General features: G+C 65.9%; 16 protein-coding genes. 11 read left to right on the forward strand and 5 right to left on the reverse strand.

Features of this window, described 5'->3' with window-relative positions:
• The 3 genes from JWP90_RS08470 to JWP90_RS08480 all read left to right on the forward strand — a co-directional run.
• A partial coding sequence (locus tag JWP90_RS08470; protein WP_297362491.1) for a DnaB-like helicase C-terminal domain-containing protein occupies nucleotides 1–122 on the forward strand: 122 nt, incomplete at its 5' end.
• Nucleotides 123–436: 314 nt separating this feature from the next.
• Complete coding sequence (locus JWP90_RS08475) at nucleotides 437–1096, forward strand: hypothetical protein (protein WP_297362452.1); 660 nt, start codon at nucleotides 437–439, stop codon at nucleotides 1094–1096.
• On the forward strand, nucleotides 1093–1338 hold the full coding sequence (locus JWP90_RS08480) for a hypothetical protein (RefSeq protein WP_297362455.1): 246 nt from the start codon (nucleotides 1093–1095) through the stop codon (nucleotides 1336–1338). The genes JWP90_RS08475 and JWP90_RS08480 overlap by 4 nt, the downstream gene beginning before the upstream one ends.
• Before the next feature lie 15 nt (nucleotides 1339–1353).
• Here JWP90_RS08480 and JWP90_RS08485 read toward each other — a convergent pair whose 3' ends face one another.
• The 3 genes from JWP90_RS08485 to JWP90_RS08495 form a co-directional block, all read right to left on the reverse strand.
• Nucleotides 1354–1548: a DUF1918 domain-containing protein gene (locus tag JWP90_RS08485; protein WP_297362457.1), complete on the reverse strand. Its 195-nt coding sequence runs from the start codon at nucleotides 1546–1548 to the stop codon at nucleotides 1354–1356.
• 78 nt (nucleotides 1549–1626) lie between these two features.
• A complete protein-coding gene (purB, locus tag JWP90_RS08490) occupies nucleotides 1627–3009 on the reverse strand; it encodes an adenylosuccinate lyase (RefSeq protein WP_297362459.1) in 1383 nt (460 codons plus the stop codon).
• Entirely contained in the window at nucleotides 3006–3533 is a 528-nt protein-coding gene (locus tag JWP90_RS08495; RefSeq protein WP_297362462.1) for a low molecular weight protein-tyrosine-phosphatase, read from the reverse strand. The genes purB and JWP90_RS08495 overlap by 4 nt, the downstream gene beginning before the upstream one ends.
• A gap of 194 nt (nucleotides 3534–3727) precedes the next feature.
• Here JWP90_RS08495 and JWP90_RS08500 point away from each other — a divergent pair, with 194 nt between their 5' ends.
• Both JWP90_RS08500 and JWP90_RS08505 read left to right on the forward strand, forming a co-directional pair.
• Nucleotides 3728–4084, forward strand: a complete 357-nt coding sequence (locus JWP90_RS08500; RefSeq protein WP_297362465.1) for a hypothetical protein — start codon at nucleotides 3728–3730, stop codon at nucleotides 4082–4084.
• 47 nt (nucleotides 4085–4131) lie between these two features.
• Entirely contained in the window at nucleotides 4132–5511 is a 1380-nt protein-coding gene (locus JWP90_RS08505) for a hypothetical protein (protein WP_297362468.1), read from the forward strand.
• A gap of 2 nt (nucleotides 5512–5513) precedes the next feature.
• Here JWP90_RS08505 and JWP90_RS08510 read toward each other — a convergent pair whose 3' ends face one another.
• Nucleotides 5514–5918, reverse strand: coding sequence for a phage holin family protein (locus tag JWP90_RS08510; protein ID WP_297362471.1), 405 nt, complete (start codon nucleotides 5916–5918; stop codon nucleotides 5514–5516).
• 121 nt (nucleotides 5919–6039) lie between these two features.
• Between JWP90_RS08510 and JWP90_RS08515 the strand changes: the two genes are divergently transcribed.
• Genes JWP90_RS08515 through JWP90_RS08530 form a run of 4 tightly spaced genes read left to right on the forward strand, consistent with a single transcriptional unit; the run spans nucleotide 6040 to nucleotide 10663 of the window.
• Entirely contained in the window at nucleotides 6040–7170 is a 1131-nt protein-coding gene (locus JWP90_RS08515; RefSeq protein ID WP_297362474.1) for a histidinol-phosphate transaminase, read from the forward strand.
• 4 nt (nucleotides 7171–7174) lie between these two features.
• Nucleotides 7175–8314 carry a thiamine pyrophosphate-dependent dehydrogenase E1 component subunit alpha gene (locus tag JWP90_RS08520; protein WP_297362477.1) on the forward strand — a complete coding sequence of 380 codons (1140 nt, stop codon included), beginning with the start codon at nucleotides 7175–7177 and terminating at the stop codon, nucleotides 8312–8314.
• Nucleotides 8311–9309 (forward strand): alpha-ketoacid dehydrogenase subunit beta, encoded by a 999-nt coding sequence (locus JWP90_RS08525; RefSeq protein WP_297362481.1) that lies wholly within the window; start codon nucleotides 8311–8313, stop codon nucleotides 9307–9309. Before JWP90_RS08520 ends, JWP90_RS08525 begins: the two co-directional genes overlap by 4 nt.
• A 28-nt stretch (nucleotides 9310–9337) precedes the next feature.
• The gene (locus JWP90_RS08530) at nucleotides 9338–10663 is read left to right on the forward strand and encodes a dihydrolipoamide acetyltransferase family protein (protein WP_297362483.1); all 1326 of its coding nucleotides are present in this window, start codon (nucleotides 9338–9340) and stop codon (nucleotides 10661–10663) included.
• 102 nt (nucleotides 10664–10765) lie between these two features.
• Here JWP90_RS08530 and JWP90_RS08535 read toward each other — a convergent pair whose 3' ends face one another.
• Nucleotides 10766–11392 (reverse strand): hypothetical protein, encoded by a 627-nt coding sequence (locus JWP90_RS08535; protein ID WP_297362486.1) that lies wholly within the window; start codon nucleotides 11390–11392, stop codon nucleotides 10766–10768.
• Between the two features lie 409 nt (nucleotides 11393–11801).
• On the opposite strand from JWP90_RS08535, the gene JWP90_RS08540 reads away from it, so the two are divergent.
• On the forward strand, nucleotides 11802–13148 hold the full coding sequence (locus tag JWP90_RS08540) for a glycine betaine/L-proline ABC transporter ATP-binding protein (protein WP_297362489.1): 1347 nt from the start codon (nucleotides 11802–11804) through the stop codon (nucleotides 13146–13148).
• Nucleotides 13148–14997: ABC transporter permease/substrate binding protein (locus JWP90_RS13190; protein ID WP_367182698.1), on the forward strand; the 1850-nt coding region annotated here is incomplete at its 3' end. The genes JWP90_RS08540 and JWP90_RS13190, both read left to right, overlap by 1 nt.

Raw genomic sequence — 14997 nt, forward strand, 5'->3', positions numbered from 1 at the left:
ACAACCCACGGGCAGGTGAAGCGGACCTCATCGTCGCCAAGCACCGTAACGGCCCGACCAGAACCGTCACGGTCGCTTTCCACGGGCACTACTCGCGGTTCGCGGATCTGGCGCCTGCCTAGACACTGAGGTCCACCTGCCGTCGTGCGGGCGGGCATTGCTGTGCCAGAAACTGCTGTAGTTTGCGTCGTATCCCGACCGTTTGTGGCAACGGAACGGATGCTTCGACCGTTTGTGGCACAGGAACGGATGCTTCGACCGTTTGTGGCAACACAACGGATGCTTCGACCATTTGTGCCACGCAGAGGCGCGACGCTGTGCAACCAGGCGAAGAAGCAACCGAGGCGTTGACGCATGACCGCTCGGGGATCGCCCAGTTCTACGCGGCGTAGACTGGAGGTGTTCGCCCGCACTCCACCTGAAAGAGGCTTCAACCGTGGCCACCCCCGTCGCTGCCGCATCCGCCGGCCCTGTGCAGACGCGTTCACGGTACTGGCTGGTCCCGGTGACCCGAGCCGTTGTCGCCGCTGTCGCGGCCATCGTCATCACTTTCTCGCAGAACCACTCGGCAGCGCTGGGCCTCGCGGTCTTCGGCGGTTTCGCGGTGCTCACGGCGTCGGCGATCTTGGCGGGTTCCGCGAGCCTGAAGGCCGACAGGGTCGCCCACCATACTTTCGTTGCCCAGGCAGTCCTCACCCTGGTTGCCGGCGCCGTCGCTCTTGCCTTCGCGGCGTCGGCCAGCCTGCCGGCGTTCTTCGCCATCGTCCTCATCTGGGCGCTGCTCACCGGCGCGCTCGAACTGTACAACGGCTTCCGCCTGCGCGGACGCTCGCCGCTCGCCCGTGACTGGACGACCACCGGCATTGTCACGGTGCTCCTCGCCGTTGCCTTTCTCGTGGTGCCGCAGGGTCTCGACCAGCATTTCACCGGTCCTGACGGGGTCGAGCGCAGCCTCACAGCATCCATCGTCGCTGTGGGTGTCTTCGGCGCCTACGCCGCCATCGTCGCCGTTCTGCTCGTGATCGGAGGGTTCTCACTCAAGTGGGGCACCGATCCGAGCGGCCGAGTGACCCCTGAAACGGAGTCGCAATCATGAGTTCCCCTAAGCCCAGCCGTCGTGACATTCTCAAGCCGATCGAGCTGCTCGTTTTCGCCGCGGTCGCCGGGGCCTTCGCCGGCCTGATCGTGCTCATGTCCACCCGCGACATCACCCTCGCGATGATCTTCTTCGGCGTCGCCTTCATCGTCACCCTCGTGGGCATCGCGATGTTCGCCCTCTCAGTCAAACCCGGCGACCTCGAGAAGAAAGACATACACGAGCAGGACTCCGGGCACTGACCCGCGAGCCAGCCGTCAGCTCGTGCGCGGTGCGTGCTCGATGACGCAGTCCGGTCCCGGGTACACGAGGCTTTCGTGCCCGTCATCGAACCGAACGACATAGGGCGGTTTCCCCTCGTCGCCGCGTACCTCGATGATTTGACCGTGCCGGTCGGGCGCCCCGACCGTCTGCCCCCGGATGATGATTCGCTCACCTGCCGCTGTGTGCATGTTGGCCTCCCTCTCCACAGGGTACGCGCGGCATCCGGGCGGCGAAAGGCCCGGATGCCGCGAGCGCCGCTGAGCGGGTCAGGGCAGGCGGTTCACCAGTTCGTCGGACAGACCGACGTAGGTCGCCGGCGTGAGCTCGAGCAGCCGCGCTTTTGCCTCGTCGCCGATGTCGAGCTTCTCGACGAAAGCGACGAGATCATCGCGGCCGATCCGCTTGCCGCGGGTGAGTTCCTTGAGCATCGCGTACGGGTCCGAAATGCTCGAACGGCCGGCGACCACCTCCGCACGGATGACCGTCTGGATGGCCTCGCCGAGGATCTCCCAGTTGCTGTCCAGGTCGGCAGCGAGGGCTCCGCGGTCCAGATCGATCTCACCCAGACCACGGGCGAGGTTGTCCAGGGCGAGCAGGGAGTGGCCGAAGCCGACGCCGATATTGCGCTGGGTGGTTGAGTCGGTGAGGTCGCGCTGCAGCCGGGAGGTGACCAGGGTGGCGGCGAGGGAGTCCAGCACGGCGCTGGAGAGCTCGAGGTTGGCTTCGGCGTTCTCGAAGCGGATCGGGTTGATCTTGTGCGGCATCGTCGACGAACCCGTCGCGCCGGCTTGGGGAATCTGCCGGAAGTAGCCCATCGAGATGTACGTCCAGATGTCAGTGGCGAGGTTGTGCAGCACCCGGTTCGCGTGCGACACCCGGTTGTACAGTTCGGCCTGCCAATCGTGGGATTCGATCTGGGTGGTCAGCGGGTTCCAGGTCAGGCCGAGCGACTCGACGAACTCCCGCGAGATGCGCGTCCAGTCGGCCGAGGGGTCAGCGACGACATGTGCGGCGAACGTTCCTGTGGCGCCCGAGAACTTGCCCAGGTATTCGGTACCGGTCACCTGGGTGGCGATACGCTCCAGCCGCCAGGCGACGACGGCCAGCTCGCGGCCCATGGTGGTCGGGGTTGCCGGCTGTCCGTGTGTGCGTGCCAGCATGGCATCCGCCCGGTGCTCCTGGGCGAGGGAACGGAGAAGCCCGATCACGGTGCGCAGCTTCGGCAGCCACACGTTCTGCACGGCGGCTGAGACGGTGAGAGCGTAAGACAGGTTGTTGATGTCTTCGCTCGTGCAGGCGAAGTGGGTGAGCTCGGCGATCGAGTCCAGACCGAGGGATGCCAGCCGGTCGCGGACGAGGTATTCGACAGCTTTCACGTCGTGGCGGGTGACCGCCTCCTTCTCGGCGAGCCAGTCGATGTCCTGCTGCCCGAAGTCGAGGTAGAGGCCACGGAGGGACCCGGCCTGCTCAGCGGTCAGCGGAGAGGACCCGAACATGCTGTGTGAGGTGAGGTAAAGCAACCACTCGACCTCCACCTGCACCCGTGCCCGGTTCAGACCCGCCTCGCTGAGGTACTCACCCAGTTCGCTGACGGCGGCCTGGTAGCGGCCGTCCAGTGGGCTGAGTGGCTGGGCGGGTAGTGCTGTCATCGAATGGCTCCCTGTCGAATTGCCGGTTCAAGCTGCCGAAAGAGTTGGCGGCTTGCACCTTCAATCATGCCCAATACTCGGTCAAACATCTCATCGCCGGCGTAATAGGGGTCTGGGACATCGGTCGGATGGCTTTGCTCGTCGTCGAAACTGAGCAGCAGGGCCACCTTGCCTCGGTCGGTTTCGGTGGGAGCCCACGCTTTGAGGATCCGGTCGTGACCCCGGTCGAGCGCGACGACGAGGTCAAGCCGTCCGAACCATTCCGGGTTGAACTGCCTGGCACGGTGTTGGGTGGCGTCGTAGCCGTTCCTGGCGAGAGCGGAGAGGGTGCGCGAGTCGGCCTGTTCGCCGACATGCCAGTCACCGGTGCCAGCCGAAGAAGTTTCGACATAGCGGGTGAGGCCTGCCTGCCGCACCATGCTCTGGAACACAACCTCTGCCATCGGGGATCTGCAGATGTTGCCAGCGCACACGAAGCACACTCGGAAGGGCTGGACCTCGGTAAGGACCGGGTCAGAAATCATTCCCCCATTGTGTACCGCATGGGCTGTGCGCGGCAGTCCCAATTCGCGCCCCGTTCGGGGAGTGCTCCCTTCCTTCACACAGGGAGCCAAGGCGAAAGTTTCGCACGTTCTCGCCCGGCCGTCCGGCTCGGCTGCTTCCACCCCCGACAATCGTTGACGATTCGACCGTTCCCGCATCCCGAGAGGGAGGACTGATGATTCCAACTGCCGGTGAGGTTCCAGGCATCATGCCCGCTGAGCTGTTGCGGGCTCTCGATCTGCTCGGCCAGCAGCGCCGCCGCATCCTCGACCTGTCCAGCCTCGTATCGGTGGGGCAGCGAACGCTGCAGAACTCCACGGCCGAGCTTCTCTGGCGGTCGCCTGCCCGGCTCGAGTTCGATCTGCGCCTGACCGAGATCCAGAGTGCTCTCAGCCATGGTTCCCGTGTGCTTTCCGCGGCGCTCGCCGAGTGCGACCGTGCTCGCGACCTGGTGCTCTCGCGGCTCGCGGCTGGCGACTGTCACCCTGCCCGGGACTTCGTAGGCTACGCCGCCCGCTCAACCGGGAGTTGAGAACGGTGCAGGACGACATCGACATTTCAAACGGCTCCACCACGAGAGTGGACACCGACGACCTGTTCCTGCTCGCAGCGACGCTGTCCGCCCTGGCCGGCGAAGCACGCGACTGGTCGCACGAAGCAGCAATCGCCCGATACGTCACCGAGTGGTCGGCCAGCGCCGCTCCTTTCGGCTTCGCCGAGCCAGAGCTCACCCGCGCGGCCGCGATCCTTCAGGATGCCGCCTTGAGCGCAGAATCCCTCGCACTCGCTGTGGAACGCGCCGCCGCCGAGTACGCCGACGGGGAGCAGCGAAGCAGGGATGCCTCCCGGCTGCTCGCTGCCGTGGCGGGATTCATCAGCGGGGGATTCTTCCGTAATCTCATCCTCGGCACTCTCCCCCTGGCGCCGGCGCTCGGCCTCACTCTCGTGATCGCGCAGCACCCTGAGATTCGCCGGCTCGCCGCGCTAGCCGGGGAGCCGTTGACGAGCGCACTCACCGAACACGCGCACCTGCTGGTCAATCCAGCGTTCGTCAGTCTGGTTCGTGCTCTGGTCTCCTCCGCCGACGACTTCGCTCTGGGCGCAGCGGGGGTCGGCCCGGGGGTGGCACATCTTCTCGGCGACGAAGGCGCTCGCATTGTCGGGCTGAGCTCGATGGCCGGAGCGCTGCTCATCCTCGCCGGCCGCAACGCCTACACCCCGACGCCGCTGAGGGTGACCCGAGCGGCCCCCGCCGCGGTGAGCGCGCCGGTGTCCCTCGCCGGCGCCGCTGCACGAATTCCCCGGAGTGGGCCCGGTAACCCTCAGGTCAGGGTCGAGCGCTATCCCGACGGGCACGGTGACGCGTCGTACGCCGTCTACATCGCCGGAACAAGCGAGTTCTCCACCGGCGGCGATGAACCGTTCGACATGGCCGGCAACCTCGCGGGGATCGCCGGGACAGACACAGCAGCCCTCCAGGCGACCATCGAAGCGATGAACGAGGCGGGGATACGGCGAGGCGACCCGGTCTCCTTCTTCGGTCATTCCCAGGGCGGCCTCGTCGCTGCGCGAATTGCCGCCTCCGAAACCTACTCCACACAAACCCTCGTGACATTCGGATCTCCGACGGGTCAGATTCCGATCCCGGACCAGATCGCCCACGTGGCGGTGGAACACGCAGAGGACATCACACCGGCGCTGGGCGGAGAGCCACTCGGTGGCCCGGCGGGGCGCGACAGGATCGTCGTGACCCGCGCCCTCTTCGATGAGGGCGGGCCGCCGCAGGGCACCTCACTCGGGAGCGCGCACCACATGGAGCGCTACACCGAAACCGCCGCACTCATCGACGGTTCCCCCGACGCACGACTGGGCCCGATGAGAGAAGCCCTGGCCGGCCTGGGCGCGGCAGAGATCGGAGGAACCGCGACGACATACCGCGCGCAACGCGACCGGAACTGAGGTCAGCGGCGGCGGCGTTCCTTCAGCTGGGGTCGCAGCAGCAGAGCGAAAATCCCGTTGATGATGCTGATCACGATCGCCGCGAGGACCGCCCACCAGAAGCCGTCGGTGTCGAGCCCGAAGCCGAAGAAGGACATGATCCACTCGACGAGGAGCAGGAGGACCCCGTTCACAAGGAAGGAGATCAGCCCGAGGGTAAGGATGTACAGCGGGAACGCAACGATCCTGATCAGCGTGCCGACGACGCCGTTGACGATGGCGAAGATGACGGCGATCAGCAGGTAGGTCAAAACAGTGGCGAGCGTGTCGCCAGGCGGGTACGGGGTGACGTGCACGCCGCCGACGATGAAGGTCGTCAACCAGATTGCGACGGCGTTGATCACGACACGGAGGAGGAATCTGGCCATCGCACCATGATGTCAGGCTCACCGATTGCGCGCGACCGCTTCTCCTTCGGTGACTCCGCATGTGCCCGCCGGGCCGCCCAGCATGCCACCGCCGGAAATCGCCCCTGTCTAGACTCAGTGCGTGACGTTCATCCCACCCTCCGACGACGAACACGCCGTCGCCCCCACGGTCAAGCTCCGTCCCGAGATTCTCGCCAGCCCGCCGTATCGGCAGGGCAAGCCGGCAAGCCCCGACGCGTTCAAACTCTCCAGCAACGAGAACCCGTACCCGCCACTCTCCGGTGTTCTCGAGGCGGTGACCGCCGCGGGCGCCTTCAACCGGTACCCGGATGCCTCAGCGCTCGCCCTGCGCGAGGTGTTGGCCGCGCGGCACGGTGTCTCCGCCGAGCAGATCCACGTGGGGTCCGGATCCGTTGCCCTCCTCAGTCAATTCATCGACGCAGCAGCGGGCCCGGGCGACACAGTGGTTTACGCGTGGCGTTCCTTCGAGGCGTACCCAAGCCTCGTCGCGGTCTCCGGGGCGACGAGCATCCAGGTGCCCAACCGCGCCGACGGATCCCATGACATGGAAGCACTCGCCGCCGCTGTCGACGGCACCACTCGCGTCGTGATCGTCTGCTCACCGAACAACCCGACATCGACCACCGTGAGCGCCGCCGAATTCGAGACGTTCATGGCTGCCGTGCCAGGCGACGTTCTGGTCCTGCTCGACGAGGCCTACACGGAGTTCGTCACCGATCCGGATGCCGTCCGCGGGCTGCCTCTACTGGCCCGCTACCCGAACCTCGTCGTTCTCCGCACCTTCTCGAAGGCGTATGGCCTCGCCGGCCTCCGCGTCGGCTGGGCGATCGGCCCGGCAGCGATCCTCGACGCCGCGCGCGCAGCGGCCATCCCGCTGTCGGTGACGGAACCGGCACAGGTGGCCGCCATCGCGTCGTTGAAGCTCGAGGATCAGCTTTTCGAGCGGGTCGCCACCCTCGCAGCGCGGCGTGACCGGCTCTCCGCTGGCCTTCTCGACCAGAGCTGGAACGTGCCCAAAGCGCAGGGAAATTTTGTTTGGCTGGCCACCGGCGACTCGACGGATGCCGTCAACGAGGCGCTGCTGGGCGGTGGAATCGTGGCCCGAGCGTTCTCCGGCTCCGGGATCCGGGTCAGCGTTGGGGAAGAAGAGTCTGTGGAGAAACTCCTATCGATCACCGGACGAATTGTCGAGTCTCTACCAGCGGGGCATCCGGCCCGGCGGTTAGGTTAGATCAATGGCGGAAACTGACAGCACCTCACCCGCGCCAGCCGTGCAGGTCCTCGCGGCCGACGGAACCGTCGCACCGACGGCATCCGCGGAACCGTACCTCGAATACCTCGACCGTCTCACGTCCGAGGATCACGAGCAGTTCTACCGGGACATGGTGCTTGCCCGGGCATTCGATGCCGAAGCCGCGAACCTGCAACGCCAGGGCCAGCTTGCGCTGTGGCCGCCGTGCCACGGCCAGGAAGGCGCCCAGGTCGGCTCGGGCCGTGCCGCCCGCGCCCAGGACCACATCTTCCCCTCCTATCGGGAACACGCCGTCGGCCTCGTCCGCGGCGTCGACCTGCTCGGCATCATCGAGGTCATGCGCGGGACCACCCACTCGGGATGGGACGTCTCCGACCCGTCGAATGGCAACTTCCGGCCGTACACGCTCGTTATCGGCGCGCAGGCGCTCCACGCCGCCGGCTACGCGATGGGCGTCTCGTTCGACGGCGCCACCGCGACCGGAGACCCCGACACCGACCAGGCGGTGATGGTGTACTTCGGTGACGGAGCCACCAGCCAGGGTGACGTCAACGAAGCCATGATTTTCGCCGCAAGTTACCAGACCCCGCAGGTGTTCTTCCTGCAGAACAACCACTGGGCGATCAGCGTCCCGGTGACAACGCAGTCCCGCACACCGCTGTTCCAGCGCGGCGCGGGTTTTGGCATCCCGAGCGTCCAGGTCGATGGCAACGACGTTCTCGCCAGCTACGCCGTCACGGCGAAGCATCTCGACGACGCACGCGCAGGCGGCGGGCCACAGCTGATCGAGGCTCTCACCTACCGGATCGGCGCGCACACCACGAGCGACGATCCCACCAAGTACCGCACCCAGGAGCTCACCGACTCGTGGATCGCCCGCGACCCGATCGTGCGGTTCCAGGCGTTCCTGCGCAATCAGGGCGCGTCTGACGCGTTCTTCCAGGGCGTCAGCACTGACGCGCAGGACTACGCCGCGGATGTCCGCCGGCGCACTCACGCGATCGCCGACCCCGAAATCGGGCTCATGTTCGATGGCGTGTACTCGGACGAGCACCCGCTGATGATCGAGCAGAAGCAGTGGCTCGAGCAGTACGAGGCCGCACTGGACGGGAGCGCATCATGACCGTGAGTATCGACAAGACGCTGCAGACGATGCCGATGGCGAAGGCGCTCAACGCAGGGCTGCGCCAGGCGATGGCTGCCGACCCCAAGGTTCTCTTGATGGGGGAGGACATCGGAAAGCTCGGCGGCGTCTTCCGCATCACCGAGGGCCTGCAGGCCGAGTTCGGTGAGAACCGGGTCCTTGACACCCCCCTCGCCGAATCCGGCATCATCGGCACCGCCGTCGGCCTCGCCATGCGCGGCTACCGCCCGGTGTGCGAGATCCAGTTCGACGGGTTCATCTACCCAGGGTTCAACCAGATCACCTCGCAGCTCGCGAAACTGACCAACCGCAGCGAGGGCTCGCTGCAGATGCCCGTCGTCATCCGGGTGCCGTACGGCGGCCACATCGGAGCTGTCGAGCACCACCAGGAAAGCCCTGAGGCGTATTTCGCGCACACGGCAGGGCTCCGCTCGGTGAGTCCGTCCACACCGAACGACGCCTACTGGATGATCCAGGAGGCCATCGCCTCGAACGACCCGGTGATGTTCTTCGAACCGAAGAGCCGCTACTGGCCGAAGGGCGACGTGGACCTGTCCGGCTCGGCCGCTCCGCTGCACGCCAGCAGGGTGGTTCGGCAGGGAACGGATGCCACTCTCGTCGCCCACGGTGCGATGGTCACCGTGTTGCTCCAGGCCGCGGAACTCGCCGCAGCCGACGGGATCAGCCTGGAGGTCGTCGACCTCCGCTCCCTCTCGCCGATCGACTACGAACCGTTGCTCGAGAGTGTGCGCAAGACCGGCCGCCTGATCGTCGCGCAGGAGGCATCCGGAAACGTGTCCGTCGGCTCGGAGATCGCAGCGACCGTTGCCGAGCGCGCCTTCTTCTCGCTCGAGGCGCCGGTGTTGCGGGTGTCAGGCTTCGACGTCCCGTTCCCCCCTGCCAAACTCGAGAAGCTCTTCCTGCCTGACGCAGACCGCGTCCTCGAGGCCGTCGACCGGGCACTTGCCTACTAGCGTCCTTGGACGCTGAAAGAGAGAAACCATGAGCGAGTTCCAGTTCCTGATGCCGGATGCCGGTGAGGGACTCACCGAGGCCGAAGTTGTCTCGTGGAGGGTCGCGCCTGGTGACACCGTCGAACTCAACCAGGTTCTCGTCGAGATCGAAACGGCCAAGTCGCTGGTCGAACTGCCGTCGCCGTACGAGGGGACGGTGTCGGCGATCCTCGTCGACGAAGGTGTGACGGTGGACGTCGGCACACCGATCATCAGCATTCGTGCGGCCGCCGACGAAGCCGATGCGGGGGCCCCCGCCGCTGCCGCCGTCGCCCCCATCGCACTCTCCAGCGAAACCGAAGAGGCTGTAGCCGATACACGCAACTCCATCGACGATGAGAAACCCGGCGCTGTGCTGGTGGGCTACGGCAACGCCGGCGCTGTCACCTCCCGTCGCCGCAGGTCGGATGCCGTCGCCCCGGCCGCCCGGCCGGCATCCGTTCCGGTTTCCGCCGGCCCGGTCATCGCGAAACCGCCGATCCGCAAGCTGGCCAAGGACCTCGGCGTCGACCTCAAACTCGTGGCAGGGAGCGGCATCGGCGGCGAGATCACCCGGGACGACGTCGTGCGTGAAGCCGGCCAGGCGAGCGTCTTCCGCAATATCGAAACTCCTGAGTGGAGCGACACCCGCGAGGAGCGGATCCCAGTCAAGGGCGTGCGCAGGCAGATCGCGAACGCGATGGTCCAGTCGGCGTTCCAGGCGCCGCACGTTTCCCTGTTCGTCGACGTCGACGCTACCCGCACGATGGAGTTCATCAAGCGGCTCAAGAACTCGACGGACTTCGCCGGTGTGAAGGTCTCGCCGCTGCTGATCATGGCCAAGGCGATGATCTGGGCGGTGCGCCGGAACCCCACGGTCAACGCGACGTGGACCGATGAGGAAATCATCGTGCGGCATTACGTCAACTTCGGCGTCGCCGCCGCGACCCCGCGCGGGCTGATCGTCCCGAACATCAAGGAAGCACAGGCGATGAGCCTGCTCGAGCTGGCGCAGGCGCTCGAGCAGCTCACACTGACCGCACGCGATGGCAAGACGCCGCCCGCCGACCAACAGGGCGGCACCATCACCGTCACCAACATCGGCGTTTTCGGCATGGACACCGGCACACCGATCCTCAACCCAGGAGAAGTCGGCATCGTCGCCCTCGGCACGATCAAGCAGAAGCCGTGGGTCGTCGACGGTGAGGTGCGTCCGCGGTTCGTGACGACGCTCGGTGCGTCATTCGATCACCGTGTCGTCGACGGCGATGTGGCATCCCGGTTCCTGGCCGATGTCTCCTCGATTCTCGAGGAACCGGCGCTCCTGCTCGACTGAGCCGGAGCGCGCCGGCACGAGCCTGGCGCGGGTCGGAGCGCGGGCGCTGTTGCGCCCGCGCTGCGTCAATGAGCCTGCGTCGCAGCTGCGGAAGGCGGCGGGTTAGAAGTCGAACCCTCCGCCGAAATCGCCGCCACCGAAGTCCCCGCCGCTGCCGCCGAAGTCTGAGCCGCCGAAGTCGCCTCCGCTTCCGCTGAACTCGGATGCGCCCGCATCCGCGCCGCCATCCGCGCCGCCATCCGCGCCCGCATCCGCGCCCGCATCCCCGCCGTCCGAGCCGGCCTCGCCGCCGGACATGTCAGGCATGAAGGCACCGACGACGGCCGAAGCGATGAAGTAACCGGCCACAGTGCCGAGCAGCGAACTGCCGACCATGCTGCCGAAGCTCGGGCCCGACATCGTGCGTTCCATGGTGCCGGGCTGGCGGAGTTCCGAGCGGGTCGCCGACTGGGCAAGCGAATGCGGGTCGTCGCCGCGCGGGGCGTCGCCGGGTGCTGCATCAGCGCTGAGCTGCTGGAACAGCAAGCGGCGCTGCTCGGGGGTGAGCCGCTGGAACGCTTCCTCGTGGGCCTGCTCGATCGCCTCAGGCGGCGCCGTCCTGAGCAGATAGCGGTAGCGTTCGACCGCGATCTCGTCGTCGCTGCGCCCCTGCGGCTGGGGCACGTACTGCCGCCGCACCGGCTCCGGCTCCTGCTGGCCCATGCCGAAGAGTCTGCTGAAAAAGCCCATCGTGTTCTCCCCATCTTCCGCCTGTAGACCTTCACAGTCTACGAACGGATGCCGTGAACGCGCCATGAATCGACAGCGCGGTGGAGCGGGAGTCGAACGGCTCCGAATAGGGCCCTCCGGCCGATTCTGTTAGGATCAGTGGAGGCCATGATGGCCGGAACGCTAGTCCGCGAGCGGATGTGACGCAGAAATGCCGCACATCCGAGCGTATGGTCCTGCGACGTTGGAGGCGGCCCCATGGCCGCGCCTGCGCACTCCCCGATTCGCTCCTGACGCAGTGGTCGTCGGCGCTTGATGGGTGGGGTGTGCGCATTCGTCCCTGACCCGGTCGTAACTTACGCGAGCAGCTGTTCGCATCGATCCGGTTTCGACCGGACGATGACGCGCGCCTGCGCGCCCCGGAGAATACGTGAGCGACACTGTTGCCCTCGAAGTAAACAACGTCTACAAAATATTCGGCAAGAAGCAGCGTGAAGTCCTCAAGCGACTTCACGCCGGCGCCAACCGCGATGAACTCACCGCGCTCGGAACCGCAGCCGTGATCGACGCCTCGTTCGAGGTGAAGAAGGGCGAGATCTTCGTCGTCATGGGGCTCAGCGGATCGGGCAAATCCACGCTGATCCGCATGCTCAACGGACTCCTCGAGCCGACAGCAGGCACGGTAACCGTGTACGGCTCGCCGGTCAGTGGCATTCCAGCGAAGCAGTTGCGTGAAGTTCGACGCAAGAAGATCTCGATGGTCTTCCAACACTTCGCGTTGCTCCCGCACCGCACCGTGCTCGACAACGCCGCATACGGACTCGAAGTCCAGGGAGTCGGCCTCGATGAGCGCCGCAAGCGCGCACAGGATGTCGTCAACCGCGTCGGTCTCTCCGGCTGGGAAGACAAGCTGCCGGGCGAACTCTCCGGTGGAATGCAGCAGCGTGTCGGCCTGGCCCGCGCGCTGGCATCCGACACCGACGTTCTGCTGATGGACGAAGCATTCTCGGCCCTCGACCCGCTCATTCGCCGCGAGATGCAGGAGCAGCTCGTCGAGCTGCAGCAGGAACTCGGCAAAACCATCATCTTCATCACCCACGACCTCAACGAAGCCATGTTCCTTGGTGATCGCATCGCGGTCATGCGGGACGGCCGCATCGTTCAGGTCGGCACGCCCGACGAGATCCTCACCGACCCGGCCAACGACTACGTCGCCCAGTTCGTGCAGGACGTCGACCGGGCACGCGTGCTCACCGCCGCCGGCGTGATGGAACCTGCGCGGGCCGTCGTGTCCGGTTCAGCCGGCCCCCGAGCCGCGCTGCGCACGATGCGCGACATGCAGACATCCGCAGCCTTCGTCGTCGGCAACGGCCGCAAACTCCTCGGTGTCGTGCACGACCGTGACGTGCTCAAGCACGTCAAGGCCGGCAACCGGGACCTCATGACGATCGTCCGCAACGACCCGGCAACCGTCGGTCCGGACCAGTACCTCGTCGACCTGTTCGAGCCGGCCGCCGAAAGCCAGCTGCCGGTCGCCGTTGTCGACGAAAAGGGCCGGCTGCTCGGTGTCATTCCCCGGGTCACGCTCCTTGCCGCGCTCGCCAACGTTCCGACGACAACCGGTGAGAACCAGGTCATCGAGACGCCGGCGACGGTCGCGGTTGAGATCATCACCCAGACCCTCCGCGAAACAGCCGGCATGACCGACGAGGTCGACGCAGGCCGGAGCCTGAACGCCGACAATGTCGAAGCCACAAAAGAAGGAAGCCTCCGCTAATGGATTTCCGTATTCCACTCGGCACCTGGGTCGAAGACTTCGTCGACTGGCTCACCGACTGGGCACAGCCCTTCTTCGACGTGCTCCGCGCCGTGTTCCTCGGCGCCTATGAGCTCGTCAACCTCGTCTTCCAGGCCCCACCGTTCTGGGTGATCATCCTCGTTGTGACCGTTCTCGGCTTTCTCGCCAAAGGCTGGAAGCTCGCCGTCGGCATTCTCGTCGGATTCGGGCTGATCGTCGCGGTCGACCAGTGGGACAACGCCATGGACTCACTGTCGCTCGTGCTCGTTGCGAGCATCCTCGCGGTGCTCATCAGCGTGCCGCTCGGCATCCTCGCGGCACGCTCCGAAACAGCGTCACGGATACTCAAACCGGTCCTCGACTTCCTGCAGACCATGCCGGCGCTCGTCTACCTCATCCCCGCGCTCATCCTGTTCCGCGTCGGGGTGGTGCCCGGCATCGTTGCGACGATCGTGTTCGCTCTGGCGCCCGGTGTCCGGCTGACCGAACTCGGCATCCGCGGTGTCGACAAGGAAGTCGTCGAAGCCGGCCACGCCTTCGGGTCGTCGCCCTTCCGCATCCTGCGCCAAATCCAGCTGCCGCTCGCGATGCCGAGCATCATGGCCGGTATCAACCAGGTCATCATGCTGTCGCTCTCCATGGTCGTCATCGCCGGTATGGTCGGCGCGGGCGGGCTGGGTGGCGAGGTCGTCGCCAGCCTCAACCGTCTCGACATCGGACTCGGCTTCGAAGCGGGACTGTCTGTCGTCATCCTGGCCATCGTGCTCGACCGGCTGACGGCATCACTCGGCAACCGCAAGAAGCGGACGAAGAAGGCGGATGCCGCCGCGGCTTCCGACGCGATCGCATCCAGCGCCCCGTCCGGTGACCAGGTCGCCACTGCCGGAGCCCTCCATGCCAGCTCTGCTGCGTCAAGCGTGAAGCTCATGCAGAAGAGAAAGAAGAAGAAAGTCATCGGCATCGGCATCGGCATCATCGCTTTCCTCACAGCGGGCGTCGTCGGATTCGCTGCCTGCGCGAGCCCCGGAACGGGATCCGGCGCGGGTGGAGAAAAGAAGGACCTCACCCTCGCCGTTTTCAACGGCTGGGATGAAGGAGTCGCAACCAGCTGGCTGTGGAAGACCATCCTGGAAGAACAGGGCTACTCGGTCGAGCTGGAATTCGCTGACCCGGCTCCGGTCTTCGAAGGCCTCGCCTCGGGCGATTACGACTTCACCACCGACGTCTGGCTGCCCGTGACCCACAAGGCGTACATCGACACTTACGGCGACGACATCGTCAAGCTCGGGGCCTGGAACGACGAGTCCAAGCTGACCCTCGCCGTCAACGAGGATGCACCGATCGACTCCATCGAGGAACTGGCCGACAACGCCGATCTCTTCGGTAACCAGATCGTCGGCATCGAGCCTGGCGCCGGCCTCACCGCCGCCATGGCGAATGACGTCATCCCGACCTACGGTCTCGACGACATGGAGTTCGTGACCTCGTCGACCGCCGCAATGCTGACTGAGCTCAAGAGCGCGACCGACAAGGGCGAGAACGTCGTCGTCACCCTCTGGGAGCCGCACCGCGCCTACGCGCAGTTCCCGCTGAAGAACCTCGAAGACCCCGAGGGAGCATTCGGTGCGACCGAGAGCCTCTCAAGCTACGGAAGCACCGACTTCGCTGAGTCCTCGCCCACGGCTGCTGGCTACCTCGAGAACTTCACAATGGACAGCGAAACTCTGATGTCACTCGTCAAGGCCATGTTCATCGACTACGAGGGTGACGACTATGCCCCGATCGTCGAGAAGTGGATCGAAGACAACCAGGAGTACGTCGACGGCCT

The organism is Mycetocola sp. (genome assembly GCF_025464835.1).
GTDB lineage: Bacteria > Actinomycetota > Actinomycetes > Actinomycetales > Microbacteriaceae > Mycetocola_A.

What these genes read in the sequence shown, in the direction of transcription:
- JWP90_RS08480 (WP_297362455.1), top strand. Translation starts at nt 1,093, where the DNA reads ATGAGTTCCCCTAAGCCCAGCCGTCGTGACATTCTCAAGCCGATCGAG.
- JWP90_RS08485 (WP_297362457.1), bottom strand. Translation starts at nt 1,548, where the DNA reads ATGCACACAGCGGCAGGTGAGCGAATCATCATCCGGGGGCAGACGGTC.
- purB (WP_297362459.1), bottom strand. Translation starts at nt 3,009, where the DNA reads ATGACAGCACTACCCGCCCAGCCACTCAGCCCACTGGACGGCCGCTAC.
- JWP90_RS08495 (WP_297362462.1), bottom strand. Translation starts at nt 3,533, where the DNA reads ATGATTTCTGACCCGGTCCTTACCGAGGTCCAGCCCTTCCGAGTGTGC.
- JWP90_RS08500 (WP_297362465.1), top strand. Translation starts at nt 3,728, where the DNA reads ATGATTCCAACTGCCGGTGAGGTTCCAGGCATCATGCCCGCTGAGCTG.
- JWP90_RS08510 (WP_297362471.1), bottom strand. Translation starts at nt 5,918, where the DNA reads ATGGCCAGATTCCTCCTCCGTGTCGTGATCAACGCCGTCGCAATCTGG.
- JWP90_RS08520 (WP_297362477.1), top strand. Translation starts at nt 7,175, where the DNA reads ATGGCGGAAACTGACAGCACCTCACCCGCGCCAGCCGTGCAGGTCCTC.
- JWP90_RS08525 (WP_297362481.1), top strand. Translation starts at nt 8,311, where the DNA reads ATGACCGTGAGTATCGACAAGACGCTGCAGACGATGCCGATGGCGAAG.
- JWP90_RS08530 (WP_297362483.1), top strand. Translation starts at nt 9,338, where the DNA reads ATGAGCGAGTTCCAGTTCCTGATGCCGGATGCCGGTGAGGGACTCACC.
- JWP90_RS08535 (WP_297362486.1), bottom strand. Translation starts at nt 11,392, where the DNA reads ATGGGCTTTTTCAGCAGACTCTTCGGCATGGGCCAGCAGGAGCCGGAG.